Genomic DNA, 15811 nt, shown 5'->3' on the forward strand with positions numbered 1-15811 from the left:
GTCACGGGCCGCCCCCGCCGGTCGTCGGGGCGTCCGGGGCCGCACCCCGGGGGCGCCGTCCGCCGATGCCCTGCGGGTCCGCGGTCCGGGCGCGGGCACGGCGGGGGGCGTCACCGAACCCCCTGTCGACCGCTTCGTCGAGGAGGACGAGTTCCGCGCGGACGGCGGGCCCGCACGCCTGTGGCAACTCGGCGAGGAGACCCTGGAGGAGGGCCCGCAGGCGCCTGCACACCTGGACGGAGGTCGCGCCGTAGTCGCGGATCTCCGTGACGGCGAGTTCCAGGTACTCCTCCCACGACCGGCCGGGGACCACCAGACGCGGCCGGCCGCGGTCGTCGGCGAGCACGTAGTGGTCGCGCAGTCCGACGCGGCCGACGGCGTGCAGGAACGCCTCGATGTGGTTCAGCACCTGAACGGCGGTGGTGGGGTCGTTGACGGCCGGGGACAGGGCGCGGATGGCGATGTCGACGAGGATGCGCAGGGCGAAGGCCGGATCCTGCTCGATCGTCCGCTCCGCGCCGAGGGCGAGCAGACCGGCCACCCGGCCGTGACCGGGCGCGGTTCCGGTGCCGTGGACCGCGACCACGGCGCCGCCGGGCGGCACGAAGTCGCCGACGGCGGCGGTCAGGACGAGGACGCAGTCGTGCCGGACCGCGAACGCGACCATGCCGGGCGCGTCGAACGCCTGGATGACACCGCCGCGTTCCGACCGGACGAGGACCGCCGGGGCACCGAGGGCCGGCACCCCGCCGGGCGCCGCGTTGTTCCGGACGCGTGCTGCCGCGCGGCCGAGGACCCGTTCGCCCTGGCGGCCGACGAGGTCGGCGATGGCCACCGGCCGCAGGTTGTGGGTGAACCTGTTGAGGTAGACCAGCAGGAGCAGGAGGCTCACGGAGACGGCGATGCCCGCCAGGGTCACGCCGAGGTTGGGCACGGAGTCGGTCTCGATGCTCCGCAGCAGCGTGTAGGCGAAGGCGAAGGTGCCCGTGAAGGTGGCGAGCACGGCCTTCTGCAGGCGGTCGCGGTACCAGAGCCTCATGTAGCGCGGGGAGAGCGTGCCGGTGGCCTGTTGGATGACGAGGACGCCGATGGTGACGACGAAGCCGAGCAGCGCGATCATCGAGCCGACCACCGAGCTCAGGACGCTGCTCGCGGTCGTCGCGGAGTAGTCCCAGGTCTTCGGCAGCCAGGACGCGCCGTCCGCCGCGGTCGCGGCCTCGGCCAGCGCGACGCCGAGCACGAGCCCGAGCAGGGGGACGATCCACAGGCTCGCCTTGGCGTACTGCCGCAGCTGGAAGCGGGTGGCCCAGGACATCACGCGGGGCCCAGCAGGACGGCGGTGTCGTCCGGCATCGGGGTGATCGCCCTGGTCCCGGTGGCCGGGGCGAGCCGGCCGTCGGGGCTGATGACGAAGAGGACGTCGTGGCCCGGCGGGACGGGCACGGAGCCGGACTGGAGCAGGAAGCGCGCGCCCCGCCGGTAGCGCGCCGCCAGGAGGTGGCGGACGAGGGGCAGTCCGAAGAGGATGTCGCCCCCGGTGTACGGGGCGACCACGCCGTGGCTGTCCCGTGGCGGTCCCACCCGGTAGACGGGGCCCTGGACGTTGTCCTTGACGACGACGGAGGCGAGGGCGTTGAAGTCGTCGTCGTCGGTGAGCAGGAACACGGCGGTGACGCCCTCCAGGCGGGCCCGGGGGTTGGTCGCCGTGGCGAGCATCTCCCCGTGCGCGAGTTCGATGCCGGCCGCCCTGATCCGTTCGCGCTCCTCGTCGAGGCCGGCCCACATCAGCACGTCGAGCCCGGCCGACTGCAGGGCCTTCCCGAGGCCGACCACCCAGGGGTCGCCGCCGACGAGCAGCGGGCGGGTCCGGGTCGGCCGGACGACCTTGAGCCTGCGGGCCACGGGTGCGGCGGTCAGGGCGTAGAGCAGGACCGTTCCCACGATCACGAGGAAGGTGATCGGCAGGATCTTGGAGGCGCCGGGCAGCCCCTTCGCCACGAGGGTGGCGGCGAAGGCGGACGCGGTCGACGCGGCGACGATGCCGCGCGGCGCCATCCACCCGAGGAAGCCCCACTCGCCCGCCGTCAGGTTGGATCGGCGGGAGGAGGCGAAGGCGACGAGCGGCCGGACGACGAGGACGAGGACCGCGACGAGGATCAGCGAGGGGAGCAGCACGGGCACGACGGAGGCGGGGGTGACGGCGGAGGAGATGGAGACGAACAGCAGGCCGATGATCAGCTGGACGAGCGTCTCGAGGAAGGGCCTGCGGGCCGGCATGTCCAGGCCGGGGAGGTTGGTGACGGCCAGTCCGGTGACGATGGCGGCGATGAGACCGGTGTCGTCGCGGGCGATGTCACAGCCCGCGGAGACGACGACCACCGTGGCCAGCTGGGCGAGGGTGCCGAGCGTCTCGCCGAGCCGCAGCTTGCGCAGGGCCAGCCAGAGGACGGCGGTGCCGACGGCGCCGCCCGCGAGGCCGACGCCCATGCTGATGAGGAACTGCCCGATCTGGTAGCCCCGGCCGATGTCGATCCGGCCGGAGGTCGCCACGGCGTGGAAGACCACGGCGCCGAGGATGCCGCCGATCGGGTCGGTCAGCGTCCCCTCCCAGATGAGGATGCGCCGCAGCTTGTCCGTCGGCCGCACGTACTCGAGCAGGGGGCCGACCACGGTGGGGCCGGAGACGACCAGGATCACGCCGATCATCGCCGCCACCCGCAGCGGGATCCCGAAGAGCGCCGGCCCGACGGCGCAGACGGCGAAGAACGTGATCAGGATGCCGATGACCAGCAGCCGCACGACGATCGAACGGGTCTCGCCCTTGAGGTTGCGCAGGTTCAACCCGAGGCCGGCGTCGTAGAGGATCACCGCGACCGACAGCGAGACCAGCGCGGGGAAGTCCGGGCCGATGAGCTGCCCCGGGTGGATGACGTCGGTCAGGGCGCCGACCGTGAAGCCGACGGGCAGGAGGATGATCAGGGCGGGCACGTGCAGCTTGTTCGCCAGGATCTGCGAACCGGTCGCCAGGGCGACGGTCAGAGCGATGCCGAGGAGGATGTCTTCGCCGGTCATCGCGTTCGTCCTCACGCTGTTGTTTTCCGGGCCCGTGGGATTCAACCGCGTCGACGGGCCCCGCCGCCGCCGATCGCGGCCGGACACGGTCTCCGTCACCCGATCGGCCCTGCGGGAGTTTCCCGCTGCTGACAGCCGGCGCCGGGTGAGGACGTCCCCCGGGTCGTCGCGAGGGACCCGGGACACCGCCAGGTGCAGGGCGGGGGCCTCGACCATCCGTGCCTGCGGGGTGACGGCGGCGCGGTCGTGGCGTTCGCGCGGTTCGACGGGGTCGGGTGGTCCTCGATCGGCGCGCGGTGGGTGGAAGCCGTCAGATCCTCCCTGGCAGTGCGGGGCGGGAGGACGCCGGTGGGATCCCGGGGACCGGGTAGGCGCCGGGCATGGTGGCGAGAACCGCTGAACAGCACATCGCCGTCCCCGCGCTGCGCATGCGCTGGCTGCGGCTGGCGTTCGTCCACTGGTCCTACCCGCCGCACGCGGTCCAGCGGCTGCTGCCCGCCGGGCTGACCGTCGACGAGTGGGAGGGCCGGGCCTGTGTGAGCCTGACCCCGTTCACCATGGCGGACGTCCGCCTGGCGGGCCGCCTGCCGCTGCCCGGCCCGGCCCGGTTCGCCGAGACCAACCTGCGCACCTACGTCCGCGGGCCGCACGGACGCGACGGGCTGTGGTTCTTCTCCCTGGAGGCGACCCACCCCCTGGTCGTCGCCGCCGCGAACACCCTGCTGGGCGCCCCGTACCGGCTCGGCCGGCTGCGGGTCGACGAGGACGCCGGACGGATCGACTTCACCGGACGCCGCGTCGGCGGCACCACCGGCTACCGGGTGCGGCTGCGTCCCGGGCCGCCCCTCCGCCCCTCCGCCCCTCCGAGCCGGAGCTCTGGCTGACCTCCAGGTGGCGGGCCTACACCCGGCACGCGGGTCTGCTCTGGGAGACCCCCGTGGAGCACGAGCCGTGGCCGCTGCGCGCCGCCGCCTGCGAGGAGGTCACCCAGGACCTCACCGCCGCGGCCTGCCTGCCCGCTCCCGCCGGGCCGCCGCTGGCGCACTTCTCGGACGGCGTGCACCAGGTGCGCTTCGGCCTCCCGCACCCCGTCCGGGCCCGCGGGACCCGGTGACGGAACGCCCGGGGCGCGCGGGGGGTCAGGTGCGGAGCGTGGTGCTGGGCGCACAGCGGTAGGCGGCGCGGTAGTGGGCGGCGAAGCGGCCGGGGTGGAGGAATCCCCAGCGGGCGGCGATGCGGCTGACGGAGTCGCTGTCCGGGGTGGCGTCGAGGAGTTCGCGGTGGGCGTGGTGCAGGCGGACCTCGCGCAGGTAGCCGAGCGGCGTGGTGCCGAGGTGGCGGCGGAACGCGTACTGCAGGGCGCGGGGGGTGAGGTGGACGTGCGCGGCGATGTCGGCGAGGGCGATCGGCCGGTGCGCGTTGTCGTCGATGAAGGCGGTGGCGCGGCGCACCGAGTGCGGGAGGGCGCCGGGCCGGGCGTCGACGGCGGGATCGGTGAGGGTGCTGGGGAACAGGGCGAGGACGGTGGCGGCGAGGAGTTGGGCGGCACTGGCGGCGACGAGCGGCGTGGCGGCCCGGGTGAGCAGGAGCGTGCTGAGGAAGGAGGTGGCCGCCTGCCACTGGACGCGGCCCGCGGCATCGGCCCGGGCGCGGTGGAAGTGCAGCGGGCCGGGGCGGTGGGAGGGCGCGGCCTTGAGCAGCAGGGACAGGGGCAGGACGAAGGACCGGGCACGCAGCCGACGGGTCCGGTGGACGAAGGGGGCGCCGGGAAGGGCGGTGAGGACGACGTCGCCCGCGCCGCACCAGCCGGTGCCCGCGTGCGGAGCGGTCCGGCCGACGGCCCGGGCCCGCCCGTCGACCAGGTGGGTGACGACCAGGTGCTCGGGGACGCCCTCCAGGGTGCAGAGCCCGGGGAGGTAGGTGTCGCAGACGTCGAAGTCGACGGCGCGGACGTGGTGCAGGCGGAACGTGCGGCCGTGCGGGCGCTCCTCCGTCCGGTCGCGGTCGTGGGCGAGTCGCAGGGTGGTGCGGAAGGCGGCGCGCGCGGCCTCGCGCCAGCGGTCGGGATCGGTGGTGGTCAGGGCGTTCCGGGCCGGGCCCTGCGCGCGGTGGGCCACGGGCTCGGGAACGGACGTCCTGGCCGCACCTGATCCGGTCATCCCAACCACCTCGTTCCGATGCGCACCACGTGCCGTTCCCGCCGTGCGGGCGGCGAGGGTCGCGGACCGGCGGGGTGATCCAACCTACTGTCCCCGGACGGCCGTTGGCGGCTTCCGTCACCCGCAGGAGTGGTGTCGCCGGTGGGCGGACCGGTCGGGGAGCGGAAGCGGAGTGGCCTGCGGGGGCGGCTGCCGACCGACCGGTACGGCCACGAAACGAAGACTTCGACGCGTTCGGCGACGATCTCGCCGACGCGCCGGTGCACGACCGGGGACGGCGGCGGGGGCGCTGGTAGGGATGGCGGGTTCGTCCCGACTAGGAGTTCCGATGACCATCCTCACCGAGGGCAACCCGCCGCCCGCGTCCTTCCCCGCGCCGCGGCCGCCCGCCCGTCCCGGGCACGCGATCATCCGGTGGATCACCACCACCGACCACAAGACGATCGGCAGCCTGTACCTCGGGACGTCGTTCGCCTTCTTCCTGATCGGCGGCGTGCTCGCCCTGGTCATGCGGGCCGAGCTGGCCCGTCCGGGGACGCAGATCCTCTCCAACGAGCAGTTCAACCAGGCGTTCACCATGCACGGCACGATCATGCTGCTGATGTTCGGCCTTCTCCGGCTTCGGCACCATCCTCGGCTCGGTCAACTTCATCACCACGATCATCTGCATGCGCGCGCCCGGCATGACGATGTTCCGGATGTCGATCTTCACCTGGAACGTCCTGCTGACCTCGGTCCTCGTCCTGCTGGCCTTCCCGGTGCTGGCGGCCGCACTGTTCGCCCTGGAGGTGGACCGCAAGTTCGGCGCGCACGTCTTCGACCCGACGAACGGCGGGCCGATCCTGTGGCAGCACCTGTTCTGGTTCTTCGGCCACCCCGAGGTGTACATCATCGCGCTGCCGTTCTTCGGCATCGTCTCCGAGGTCCTGCCGGTGTTCAGCCGCAAGCCGATGTTCGGCTACTCCGGCCTGATCGCCGCGACCATCGCCATCGCGGGCCTGTCGGTCACCGTCTGGGCGCACCACATGTTCGTCACCGGGCAGGTGCTGCTGCCGTTCTTCTCGTTCATGACCTTCCTGGCCGGCTTCCGGCGCCGAGGGCATGCCGCGCCGCTACGCCGACTACCTGGCGAGCGACGGCTTCACCACCCTCAACACGGTCTCGACCATCGGCTCGTTCCTGCTCGGCCTCTCCATCCTGCCGTTCCTGTACAACGTCTGGAAGACCGCCAAGTACGGCGAGAAGGTCGCCGTCGACGACCCGTGGGGCTACGGCCGCTCGCTGGAGTGGGCCACCTCCTGCCCGCCGCCCCGGCACAACTTCACCACCCTGCCGCGGATCCGCTCCGAGTCCCCGGCCTTCAACCTGCACCACCCCGAGGTTCCCGACGAACTCCAGGACGCCGTCCACCAAGGCGGCCACGGCGGGGAGAGCGCGCAGCGATGAGCGACCGACCCGTCACCGGCAGGACGCGGCGCCTGCCCGGCGAGGCCGCACCCGATGCGGAGGCGGGCCTGCGCAGACTCGAGGGCTACCTGTACTGGCAGACCCAGAGCCGGCTGGCCCGGCAGGCGGCCAAGGACTTCACCGAGCTGCTGCCGTGGCTGACGGACGGCCAGCGCGCGGACGTGGAAGAGCACTTCACCCGGATCCACACGGCCGCGACCCGTCAGCGGCTCGAACAGTTCAGGGAGGAGCGCGACCGCCTGCGGGCGCAGTACCACGACCGCTACCTACGGCTCCGCAACCGGTGCGTGCTCGCGGGCCTGCTGACCACGGGGGCCGCCTGGGCGCTCCTGGCCCTGGCGGTCGCTCGGCACTGACCGCCGAGCCGGAGAGCGCGGCGAGGGCCGGTCCGGACGGGATCCGTCCGTACCGGCCCTCGGACGTACCGGCCCTCGGGCGTCACTCCCGAGCCTGGCCGCGGGCCTGCTGCGCGGCCTCCTGCCCGGTCTGCTTGAGCTCCTCGGCCGTGGTCTGCGCGGCCTGCCGACCGGTGTCCGTGGTGGTGTGGACCGCCTCCTGGGCGGTGGCCTTGACGGATTCCACGGCATCCTGGGCCGGTTCGCGCAGTTCGTCCTTGACCTCCTGCGCCGCCTCGGTGGCGGCCTGCTTCAAGGGCTGGACCAACTCGTCGGCGTGCTCGCGCAGTTGCGCGCCGGCGCGCTGCTCGGTCTCGGAGACCGGCAACAGCGTCGCGGCCAGCATGCCCGCCCCGAAGGCGATGATGCCCGCCGCGATCGGGTTGCCCCGGGTCTGGCGGCGCACCTGCGCGGGGGCCTGCTGCACGGCCTCGGCCACCTGTCCGGCGCTTTCGCCGGCCGTGTCGCCGATCCGGCCGGCCACCTGTCCGGCGCTGTCGCCGACTCGTCCGGCCAGGTCCTGGGCGCTCTGCTGCACCCCGTGGCCGGTGTCGTTCACCGATCCCATCACGTGCTCCTTCGCACTGGTCAACCGACGGCGCACGGCGCCCACGCGGCGCTGGGCGATCCTCCGCGGTGCCATCCGGTCGGCGAGGAGGTCGACGTTGTGGGCGAGGTGCGCCCGGCGTGCCTCCACGTCGTTCCTCAGTTCATCGGGTGTCGTGCCCATGCAGCGTCCTCCTTCAGCGTCTCGACGGTCCGTTCGGGCTTGAGGTTCACGTCCTTGAGCCGCTTGCGGCCCAGGACGTAGAGCACGGCCGCGACGGCGGCCCACAGGGCGGTGACGATCAGTGCCGCCCAGGCGATGTCGACCACGTGGGCGAGGGCGAACATCACCGTCAGGCTGACGAACAGGACGAGCAGGTGGCCTGCGTAGCCGGCGCCGGCGAGCATCCCGCCGGCCTTGCCCGCCTTGGCGGCCTCCTCCTTCAGCTCGGCCTTCGCCAGGTTGATCTCGTCGCGCACCAGCCCGGTCAGGTCCTCGGCGATCTCTCCGATCACGTCGCCGACCGACTCCGACCGCGGTTCCGGAGACCGGTGCGCGCCCGTGGGCGGGCCCATCGGGCTCCGGGTGCCGGCGAGGTCCTCGGGGCCCGGAGCGCGCGGCCTCTCGTAGAGGGTGGCCATGGCTCACCTCCCCGCGCCGGGCTGCTGCCACTGGCCGCTGGGCCCGGGGGGCGGCGGACCGCCCGGGGCAGCCTGGCCGTAACCGGGAGTGACGTGCGGTGGCTGGGACTGACCGTACGCGCCGTACGGGTCCGTGACCCCGCCCGTCTGCGGCACGGGTCGCTTCGAGGCCGGCGGCGTCCAGGCGCGGCTCGGCGACGACCCGGCGCCGGTGCCCGCCGCGGGCGCGGCCGGAGCCTTGGCCGCCTCGTCGCCGCCGGAGCCGGAGGCCGCGCCGACGCCCTTGCCCGCCCGGCCGACGGCGAAGCCGGCCAGCACCGCCCCGGCCAGGAACAGCCCCGGCCTGCGGCGGGCGAAGCCCTGCAACTCGTCCAGCAGGCCCTCCGGCCCGCGCGCCTCGATCCGGTCGGCGGCCTGCTGCCCGCCGTCCGCCAGGCGCCGCACCACCGAAGTCGCGACCGAGTCCGCCTCCCCGTGCTCGCCCATCCGCCCCAGCTCCTGCGCCAGGGTGCGGACGTTGTCGGCGAGGCGGCGGCTCTGGAGCCGGGACTGCTCCCTGAGCTGGTCGCGCAGTCCTCCGGCCAGCTGCTGGGCCTGTCCGCCCGCTTCCTGCGCGACCTTCGCGGCCTGTTCCTTGACGGTGCCGGCCACCTCCGAAGCCTGCTGCCCGACGGTGGCGGCTCCTTCCGCCGCCTTCTCCTGTGCTGTCCGGGCGGCTGTCGCCGCGGTGTTCTGGTCCGGACTGGCCGAACTCGTTGTGTCACTCACGAGCGATCCTCCTCACGGTCGGCCCGGTTCGCACCGGGCGCCACCGCGCTTACCCGTCTCCTCGAAACTCACCAGGCCGGCGGAGAAGAACCGAGATCGCCTCCGGCTCCCCGGCGTCAGCGGCCGGCCGGGGGAGCGGCCGGCGCCGGTTCGACGTCCTGGCGGGTGCCCCGGCCGGTGCGCGCGCGGGTCACACCCCGCACCACTTGAACACCCGCAGGACGGTCGTCCCCCAAAGCGTGGTCAGGCGGGGCCGGGCGCGAAGACGCCGGTCCGCTGTGCCGTGCGGCCCCGTGGTTCGGCGAACGGCGTCAGCGCCGAGGCACCGGAGAGGTCCAGCTCGCCGTAGGCGCGGGAGGGCCCGCGCACCACCGCCGCTCGGTGCGCGGCCGGGACGCCGGTGTCGACCGGGACCGAGCCCGGCACGGAGGGAGGAACGCGGGTCGGGCCGCCGGACGGCCACGCGGAGGCCGGTGCAGCGGGTCGGCGGGTTCGTCCCCGCGTCGGCGGCCGTCGCCGCTCCGGCCACCGACCGGACGCGCGGGCCGTGGGAGGGCTGCGGGAGCTCCGCGACGGCCCCGGTGTCCAGGCCGGTGCCCGCGCCGACGGTCAGGAAGAGGTCCGCCCCGGGCCCGGCCGGCGGCGAGGACCTGCACCGCGCGGCTTGCCGCGATCGTGGGTGCGCCGTTACGGGACGTGCCGTTGCGGGACGCGCCGTTACGGGACGTGCCGTTGCGGGGTGCGTAGCCCCGTCAGCAGGGCGGTGAGGACGCGGTGCAGCCGGGGCTCCACCTCGACGACGGCATGGGCGAGGCGGGGGTCGCCGGTGTAGAGCTCCCGCAGCCGGGGGCCGGGGCTGGCGATCTGCCACAGGGCGCCGGCCATCCCGGTGGCGGTGGCGAGCGTGTCGAGCACCTGGGCCTCGTCCAGGCCGAGCAGACGCCCCAACTCCTCGCCGATCAGTGCCACTTCGTGCAGCGTGAGGAGCTTGAACGCGCGCACCGCCTCCAGCGAGACGTTGCGCTCCAGGTTGAGCGGGGCCTGCGCGAGCAGGTCGCAGAAGACCGGGCGGGCCGCCAGCGTCGCGGCGAAGTCCCCGGCGACCTCGGCGGGGGTGGCGGCGGTGCGGGCCGCCAGGTCGGCGCGCAGCGCCGCCGACCACTCCCGCCAGCCCTCGGCGGTCAGTTCGAGGAAGATCTGCTCCCGGGTCTCGAAGTAGCGCAGCAGCGCGGACTTGTGCATGCCGACCTCGGCGGCGATGTCGCCCAGGGAGACGTCGCGGACGCCGCGGGCCCGGAGCAGGTCGCGGGCCGCGTCCAGGATCGCGGTCTCCCGCGCCTGCTTGGCCTCGGTGCTGCGGGCCCGTCGGAAGGCTGGCTGAGTCATGGCCCCATGATAGGAAGTTCTAAGAGAACGGTGTTGCGTTATTAAGAGAACGGTGTTGTACTAAATGCATGAGCGAAGAAGCGCGCACCGCGCAGCAGGTCTGGTTCGTCACCGGCTCCTCCCGCGGCCTCGGCCGCGCCCTGGTCACCGCAGCCCTCGACGCGGGGGACCTCGTCGTCGCCACCGCCCGTCGCCCCGAAGCCCTCCGCGCCGAACTCGCGCGGTACGGCGAGCGGGCGCTCACCCTGCCGCTGGACGTCACCAGCCCCGAGCAGGCCCGCGCGGCCGTCGACGCCGCGCTCGCCCGCTTCGGGCGCATCGACGTCCTGGTCAACAACGCCGGGTACGCCAACGTGTCGCCCGTGGAGAGCGCCGACGACGCGGACTTCCGCGCCCAGTTCGAGACCAACTTCTGGGGCGTCTACCACGTCACCAAGGCCGCGCTGCCCGCGCTGCGCCGCCAGGGCTCGGGCACCGTCGTCCAGTTCTCCTCCGTCGGCGGGCGGGTCGGCGGCTCCCCGGGCATCGCCTCCTACCAGGCCGCCAAGTTCGCCGTCGACGGGTTCACCCGGTCGCTGGCCGCCGAGACCGCGCCGTTCGGCATCCGGTTCACGGTCGTCGAACCGAGCGGTTTCGCCACCGACTGGGCGGGCGACTCGATGACCGTCCACCCCGTCCCCGAGCCCTACGAGCAGACCGTCGGCGCGATGAACCGCCGGGTCCGCCAGGGGGAGTCCGGCGCCGCCGGCGACCCGGTGCGGGCCGCGGAGATCATCGTGCGCACCGTCCGCCGCGGCGGTGCCCCCGGCCACCTGCTGCTCGGCACCGACGCGGTGACCATGGCGCTCGGCCACTCCCGCCGCCAGCTGGAGGAGGCCGGAGCCTGGGAGCGGGTCAGCCGCTCGGCCGACTTCGCCGAGCCCTACCCGGTGGACCTCCCGCCCCGCGCCGCCTGAACCCGACCGCCGGCCCCGGCCCTGGACCGAGCCGATCCGGCTCGCGCCGGGGGGCCCGGCGTTCGAACTCCGGCGCCACCGGGCCGTGCCGGGTGCAGGCGGTCACCAGCAGTTCGCGCAGGTCGTCGCAGCGGGCTTCCGGTTCCTCCACCGGCCACTGCCCGCGCCGCCGCAGCGCCCGGACGGCCGTGAAGCCGTGAAGCCGTGAAGCCGTGAAGCCGTGAAGCCGTGAAGCCGTCGAGCAGGACGTCCCGGCAGGGTGCCGACAGCGTCCGCTCCCGGTTCGTCCCGACGGCGGAGCCCTCGACCCGGTCGGCGCGGTCCGACTCGCGCGGGACCGCCCCCGGACCGGTGGGGCGGGTCTTCGGCATCCCCGTGGTTTCCGGCCGCCGCCGCCTCCTCCGCCGCCCGCGCCGCGCCGCCGCCCGCGCCGCCGCCCCCGCCGGGCGGCCGCGTCGTACGCTCGACCCTGGCCGAAACGGGGGGACACCGACCGGAGGACGCCCATGGACGCGACGAGCCTGTACGCCGAACTGGACCGCCGCAGCGCGGACGTGGCCGACCAGGTGATCGCCTGGCGGCGGCACCTGCACCGCCACCCCGAACTCTCCAACCGGGAGAGCGCCACCGCCGAGCTGATCGCCGGGCACCTGGCCTCGCTCGGCCTGGACGAAGTCCGCACCGGCATCGCCGGACACGGCGTGGTCGGGGTGCTGCGCGGCGGCCGGGGCGGCGAACGGGTGGTCGCGCTGCGGGCCGACACCGACGCGCTGCCGGTCGCCGACCTGTGCGGCGCCGACTTCGCCTCCAGCGCGGTCGACCACGACTACCCGGGCGGCCCGTTCCCGGTCTCGCACGCCTGCGGCCACGACGGCCACACCGCGATGCTGCTCGGCGCCGCCACCGTCCTCGCCGGGGTGCGCGAACGGCTCCCCGGCACCGTGCTGTTCGTGTTCCAGCCGGCCGAGGAGGGCCCGCCCGTCAGCGAGACCGGAGGGGCCCGCCGGATGCTCGCCGAGGGCGCCCTCGCCGACCCCGAACCCACCATGGTCTTCGGCATGCACCTCACCCCCCACCCCAAGGGCCACGTCGGCTACCGAGCCGGCAACCAGTACGCCGCCTCCTGCCTGGTCAAGATCACCGTGACCGGCCGCCAGGTGCACGGCTCCACCCCCTGGCAGGGCGTCGACCCGATGCCGCCCGCCGCCGCCATCGTCACCGGCATCGGCCAGCTCTACCGCCAGCTCGACGCCTACCACCCCGTCACCGTCACCATCGGCCACGTCGAGGACATCGGCCGCTTCAACATCATCGGCGAGCACGTCACCCTCTGGGGCACCGTCCGCTGCGCCGTCGAGACCGACATGGCCGACGTGCAGCAGCGCCTGACCCGCCTCGCCGAGCACACCGCCGAGGCGTACGGCTGCACCGCCGCCGTCGAACACCTCCAGGACGTCCCCGCCGTCGACAACCGACCCGAATGGCTGGACGCCGCCCTCCCCACCCTGCGCCGGGTGGTCGGCGACGACCGCGTCCTGGAGACCTCCGCCACCCTCGGCTACGACGACGTCTCCGAGTTCGTCAACGCCTACGGCGGCCTCTACGTCATGCTCGGCGCCCAGGACACCGAACTCGACGCCGCCGGCAACCCCGTCCCCACCCCCGGCGGCCGCGGCATCGTCCCCAACCACAACCCGCACTTCTACCTCGACGACGACACCCTGCCCACCGGCGTCCGCCTGCACGCCCACCTCGCCGTCGACCACCTCACCGGCCGCCTGCTCCCGGCCGACCGGCCCTGAAACCCCTTCGACGGCACGGGTGCCGGCCTGCTGCAATGGGGGCCGGTCCGAGACGGAGGGAACACGATGACGACGGAGATCAGGCTGCGCCTGGCGGTGCGCGACCTCACCGAGGCCGACCTGCCGTCCTGCGGCTGGGCCGGCTCGCCCGGGCACGTGCGCCAACTCGTCCACCAGATCCGCCGCGCCGAGGCCGGCGAGGTCGACTACCTCGCGGTCTGCACCCCGGCCGACCACCCGGTCGCCGTCGGCGGCGTCGACTACACCACCGCCCCCGGCGCCGGCACGCTCTGGCAGCTCGGCGTCCACCCGGCCCTGCAGTCCTGCGGCATCGGCACGGTACTGATCCGCGCCGCCGAACAGCGCATCACCGCCCGCGGCCTGGCCGTCGCCGAACTCGGCGTCGAGGAGTCCAACCCGCGCGCCCGCGCCCTCTACGAACGCCTCGGCTACCGCCCCTACGGCCGCGCCCCCGACGGCTGGGACGTGGAGGACGCGGACGGCACGCTCCGGCGCTACGAGACGGTCTGCACGCTGATGCGCAAGACCTTGGCGTGAGGGGCGCCCACCCCGGAACGCCTTCGAACCGCCACCTTCTGCGGCCCGCCACCGTCAGCCCTTCAACTTCCTTTCCAGCAGCGGCCGTTGCCCGGACAGCCAGGACCGCAGCCGGTCCCACCGGTCCCAGCCGCCGTACCCGTCGAAGTGGCGGACGAACACGGCGTCCCCGGCGGCCACCTTGCGGGCGACGAAGCCCAGGCAGACCGCGGTGGCCTGCTCCAGGACGGACGGCAGGGCCAGGCGGTCGGCGGGGGAGAGGCCGTACGCGTCGGCGAACAGGGCCAGCCGGCGCGGCACTTCGAGGTGCGCCCGGCCGGTCTCGGCGGCCGTCGCCGGGTCGAGCACCGGCACCCAGTAGCGGGCCGCCAGCGCGACGTCCCACACCGGGCGGCCCGGCGCGGCGAAGTCGAAGTCGATCAGCGCGGCCGCCCCGCCCGCCCGGAACACCACGTTCTCCGCGCACACGTCGTTGTGGCACAGCAGCGGCCCGCCCTCCGGATCGGCGAACTCCGTCGGCCAGTCCGCCCCCACGGCCACCGGCGCCCCCGCGAACCCGCCCGCCCGCAGCCCCGCCAGGAACCCGTGCAGTGCGGCGGCGTGCGGCGGCGCCGGCCGCTCCACCACCGCGCCGCGCCGCACCACCGCGCCCGCGTTCGCCAGCCCGCCGGTCAGCCGCTCCTCGTCGTCCATCCTCCGATCATCCCCCTCCGGCGCTCCTTCCGGGGGCGGCTCAGACCAGCCGGGCCGTCACCGTCTTCGCCCGCTGGTACTCGCGCAGCGCCAGCACCGACAGGTCGGTGCCCGCGCCGGAGGAGCGGCGGCCGCTGTGCGGGAGCTCGGCGGACTGGGCGAGGTGGCAGTTCAGCCAGACCTCGCCGGCCGAGATCCGGTCGGTGAGGGCCAGGCCGGTGGACAGGTCGCAGGTCCAGACCGAGGCGGCCAGGGCCTGCGGGACGGCCTCGGCCAGGGCCACCGCCGCGTCGAGGCTCGCGGCGCGCTGGACGGTCAGCAGCGGGCCGAACACCTCCTGCACCACGGCCGGGTCGTCGTCCGGCAGTTCGGCCAGCACGGTGGCCGGCCGCCACAGCCCGTCGGTGCGGCCGGGCGCGGTGTGCACGGCCTTCGCGCCGGAGGAGGCCAGGATCCGGTCGTAACGGGCCGCCTGGTCGGCGTTGTTGAGCGGCCCGAAGTCCCGCCCGGCCCACCGCTCGGCCATCGCCGCGGCCAGCGCGGCCACCGCCTCCTCGTACGCCGGCTCCAGCACGATCACCCGGGCGGGCGCCGCGCAGCTCTGTCCGGCGTTGTACGTGCACGCGGCGGCGAGCTGCCGCCAGGTGTCGGCGGGGGCGTCCGGCAGCACCAGCACCGGGCTGTTGCCGCCGAGTTCGAGACTGACGGGGGTGAGCCCGGCCCGGGCCGCCACGTCCGCGCCGCCCGCCGGGCTGCCGGTGAAGGCGACCAGGTCGCAGCCCGCGCCGACCAGCAGCCGACCGGTCTCCCGGTCGCCCGGCAGGGCGGTCAACACGCCCGGACCGAGGGCCTGTTCGGCGTGCTCGGCGAGCAGCAGGGCACTGTCGGGGGTGGTCTCGGCGGGCTTGAGGACCACCGGGTTGCCCGCCGCCAGCGCGGGCGCGCAGCGCCAACCCGCCATCAGCAGCGGGTAGTTCCACGGCACCACGGCCGCCACCACCCCGACCGGCTCCCAGCGCACCCAACTCTGGTGCCCGGGAAGGTAGTCACCGGCGGCCGGCGCGGTCGCGGCCCGCACCGCACCCCCGTAGAACCGGAACAGGTCGGCCACCTCGGCGACCTCGCCCGCCGCCTCCGCCACCGGCTTCCCGGTGCCCGCGCACTCGGCCGCCGCGTACCGCTCGGCGTGCCGCTCGATCAGCTCGGCCAGCACGCCCAGCCGCCGCTGCCGCTCGCGCGGCGGCAGCGCCGCCCACCCGGCCCGGGCGGCGCGGGCACCGGCCACCGCCGCCGCCACCTCGGCCTCCCGGCCCGGGGGCCGCACGCCGCGGACGTCTCCGGTGCGGGGATCGATCAGTTCCATCGGC

16 protein-coding genes and 1 pseudogene are annotated in these 15811 nt (G+C 74.7%); 7 read left to right on the plus strand and 10 right to left on the minus strand.

The genetic code is table 11. The annotated features are described in order from the left end of the window. Position 1: 1 nt before the first annotated feature. Together OO48_RS21850 and OO48_RS21855 are read right to left on the minus strand one after the other, a co-directional pair. Positions 2 to 1315, minus strand: coding sequence for a DUF2254 domain-containing protein (locus OO48_RS21850; protein ID WP_051732449.1), 1314 nt, complete (start codon positions 1313 to 1315; stop codon positions 2 to 4). Continuing rightward, positions 1315 to 3072 (minus strand): cation:proton antiporter, encoded by a 1758-nt coding sequence (locus tag OO48_RS21855; RefSeq protein ID WP_033218871.1) that lies wholly within the window; start codon positions 3070 to 3072, stop codon positions 1315 to 1317. The genes OO48_RS21850 and OO48_RS21855 overlap by 1 nt, the downstream gene beginning before the upstream one ends. A gap of 380 nt (positions 3073 to 3452) precedes the next feature. Between OO48_RS21855 and OO48_RS34520 the strand changes: the two genes are divergently transcribed. Together OO48_RS34520 and OO48_RS41215 are read left to right on the plus strand one after the other, a co-directional pair. Then, the gene (locus OO48_RS34520) at positions 3453 to 3956 is read left to right on the plus strand and encodes a YqjF family protein (RefSeq protein WP_245194748.1); all 504 of its coding nucleotides are present in this window, start codon (positions 3453 to 3455) and stop codon (positions 3954 to 3956) included. Between the two features lie 53 nt (positions 3957 to 4009). Continuing rightward, positions 4010 to 4186 carry a YqjF family protein gene (locus OO48_RS41215; protein ID WP_245194749.1) on the plus strand — a complete coding sequence of 59 codons (177 nt, stop codon included), beginning with the start codon at positions 4010 to 4012 and terminating at the stop codon, positions 4184 to 4186. Positions 4187 to 4211: 25 nt separating this feature from the next. On the opposite strand, the gene OO48_RS35310 is transcribed toward OO48_RS41215, so the two are convergent. After that, positions 4212 to 5231 carry a helix-turn-helix transcriptional regulator gene (locus tag OO48_RS35310; RefSeq protein WP_106970381.1) on the minus strand — a complete coding sequence of 340 codons (1020 nt, stop codon included), beginning with the start codon at positions 5229 to 5231 and terminating at the stop codon, positions 4212 to 4214. 328 nt (positions 5232 to 5559) lie between these two features. Here OO48_RS35310 and OO48_RS34525 point away from each other — a divergent pair. Both OO48_RS34525 and OO48_RS21875 read left to right on the plus strand, forming a co-directional pair. Next, a pseudogene (locus tag OO48_RS34525) lies at positions 5560 to 6677 on the plus strand (cytochrome c oxidase subunit I). Further along, positions 6674 to 7054 (plus strand): hypothetical protein, encoded by a 381-nt coding sequence (locus OO48_RS21875; protein WP_051732452.1) that lies wholly within the window; start codon positions 6674 to 6676, stop codon positions 7052 to 7054. Before OO48_RS34525 ends, OO48_RS21875 begins: the two are co-directional and overlap by 4 nt. Positions 7055 to 7136: 82 nt before the next feature. Here OO48_RS21875 and OO48_RS21880 read toward each other — a convergent pair whose 3' ends face one another. From OO48_RS21880 to OO48_RS21900, 5 genes are all read right to left on the minus strand, one after another. Beyond that, positions 7137 to 7823: a DUF3618 domain-containing protein gene (locus OO48_RS21880; RefSeq protein ID WP_033218873.1), complete on the minus strand. Its 687-nt coding sequence runs from the start codon at positions 7821 to 7823 to the stop codon at positions 7137 to 7139. Continuing rightward, positions 7799 to 8155, minus strand: a complete 357-nt coding sequence (locus tag OO48_RS21885; RefSeq protein ID WP_245194750.1) for a phage holin family protein — start codon at positions 8153 to 8155, stop codon at positions 7799 to 7801. Before OO48_RS21885 ends, OO48_RS21880 begins: the two co-directional genes overlap by 25 nt. 129 nt (positions 8156 to 8284) lie before the next feature. Continuing rightward, positions 8285 to 9049, minus strand: coding sequence for a hypothetical protein (locus tag OO48_RS21890; protein ID WP_157845505.1), 765 nt, complete (start codon positions 9047 to 9049; stop codon positions 8285 to 8287). Between the two features lie 243 nt (positions 9050 to 9292). Further along, positions 9293 to 9475 (minus strand): hypothetical protein, encoded by a 183-nt coding sequence (locus OO48_RS21895; protein ID WP_033218874.1) that lies wholly within the window; start codon positions 9473 to 9475, stop codon positions 9293 to 9295. Between the two features lie 291 nt (positions 9476 to 9766). Next, the gene (locus OO48_RS21900; RefSeq protein WP_033218875.1) at positions 9767 to 10435 is read right to left on the minus strand and encodes a TetR/AcrR family transcriptional regulator; all 669 of its coding nucleotides are present in this window, start codon (positions 10433 to 10435) and stop codon (positions 9767 to 9769) included. Between the two features lie 68 nt (positions 10436 to 10503). Between OO48_RS21900 and OO48_RS21905 the strand changes: the two genes are divergently transcribed. The 3 genes from OO48_RS21905 to OO48_RS21915 all read left to right on the plus strand — a co-directional run bounded on the left by OO48_RS21905 (position 10504) and on the right by OO48_RS21915 (position 13751). Then, positions 10504 to 11391 carry an SDR family NAD(P)-dependent oxidoreductase gene (locus tag OO48_RS21905; RefSeq protein ID WP_033218876.1) on the plus strand — a complete coding sequence of 296 codons (888 nt, stop codon included), beginning with the start codon at positions 10504 to 10506 and terminating at the stop codon, positions 11389 to 11391. A 506-nt stretch (positions 11392 to 11897) separates the two neighbouring features. After that, positions 11898 to 13193 carry an amidohydrolase gene (locus OO48_RS21910; RefSeq protein WP_033218879.1) on the plus strand — a complete coding sequence of 432 codons (1296 nt, stop codon included), beginning with the start codon at positions 11898 to 11900 and terminating at the stop codon, positions 13191 to 13193. A gap of 66 nt (positions 13194 to 13259) precedes the next feature. After that, positions 13260 to 13751, plus strand: a complete 492-nt coding sequence (locus OO48_RS21915) for a GNAT family N-acetyltransferase (protein ID WP_033218881.1) — start codon at positions 13260 to 13262, stop codon at positions 13749 to 13751. A gap of 54 nt (positions 13752 to 13805) precedes the next feature. Here OO48_RS21915 and OO48_RS21920 read toward each other — a convergent pair whose 3' ends face one another. Then, positions 13806 to 14444 carry a phosphotransferase gene (locus OO48_RS21920; protein WP_033218883.1) on the minus strand — a complete coding sequence of 213 codons (639 nt, stop codon included), beginning with the start codon at positions 14442 to 14444 and terminating at the stop codon, positions 13806 to 13808. Positions 14445 to 14484: 40 nt separating this feature from the next. Next, the gene (locus OO48_RS21925; RefSeq protein ID WP_033218885.1) at positions 14485 to 15807 is read right to left on the minus strand and encodes an aldehyde dehydrogenase family protein; all 1323 of its coding nucleotides are present in this window, start codon (positions 15805 to 15807) and stop codon (positions 14485 to 14487) included. Positions 15808 to 15811: the final 4 nt, after the last annotated feature.

The organism is Kitasatospora phosalacinea (assembly GCF_000716545.1).
In the GTDB taxonomy this organism is placed as follows: domain Bacteria; phylum Actinomycetota; class Actinomycetes; order Streptomycetales; family Streptomycetaceae; genus Kitasatospora; species Kitasatospora phosalacinea.

Coding starts and splice junctions, on each gene's coding strand:
- OO48_RS34520 (WP_245194748.1), top strand. CDS start 3,453: ATGGTGGCGAGAACCGCTGAACAGCACATCGCCGTCCCCGCGCTGCGC.
- OO48_RS21900 (WP_033218875.1), bottom strand. CDS start 10,435: ATGACTCAGCCAGCCTTCCGACGGGCCCGCAGCACCGAGGCCAAGCAG.
- OO48_RS21875 (WP_051732452.1), top strand. CDS start 6,674: ATGAGCGACCGACCCGTCACCGGCAGGACGCGGCGCCTGCCCGGCGAG.
- OO48_RS21855 (WP_033218871.1), bottom strand. CDS start 3,072: ATGACCGGCGAAGACATCCTCCTCGGCATCGCTCTGACCGTCGCCCTG.
- OO48_RS21880 (WP_033218873.1), bottom strand. CDS start 7,823: ATGGGCACGACACCCGATGAACTGAGGAACGACGTGGAGGCACGCCGG.
- OO48_RS21915 (WP_033218881.1), top strand. CDS start 13,260: ATGACGACGGAGATCAGGCTGCGCCTGGCGGTGCGCGACCTCACCGAG.
- OO48_RS21910 (WP_033218879.1), top strand. CDS start 11,898: ATGGACGCGACGAGCCTGTACGCCGAACTGGACCGCCGCAGCGCGGAC.
- OO48_RS21920 (WP_033218883.1), bottom strand. CDS start 14,444: ATGGACGACGAGGAGCGGCTGACCGGCGGGCTGGCGAACGCGGGCGCG.
- OO48_RS21850 (WP_051732449.1), bottom strand. CDS start 1,315: ATGTCCTGGGCCACCCGCTTCCAGCTGCGGCAGTACGCCAAGGCGAGC.
- OO48_RS35310 (WP_106970381.1), bottom strand. CDS start 5,231: ATGACCGGATCAGGTGCGGCCAGGACGTCCGTTCCCGAGCCCGTGGCC.
- OO48_RS21925 (WP_033218885.1), bottom strand. CDS start 15,807: ATGGAACTGATCGATCCCCGCACCGGAGACGTCCGCGGCGTGCGGCCC.
- OO48_RS21905 (WP_033218876.1), top strand. CDS start 10,504: ATGAGCGAAGAAGCGCGCACCGCGCAGCAGGTCTGGTTCGTCACCGGC.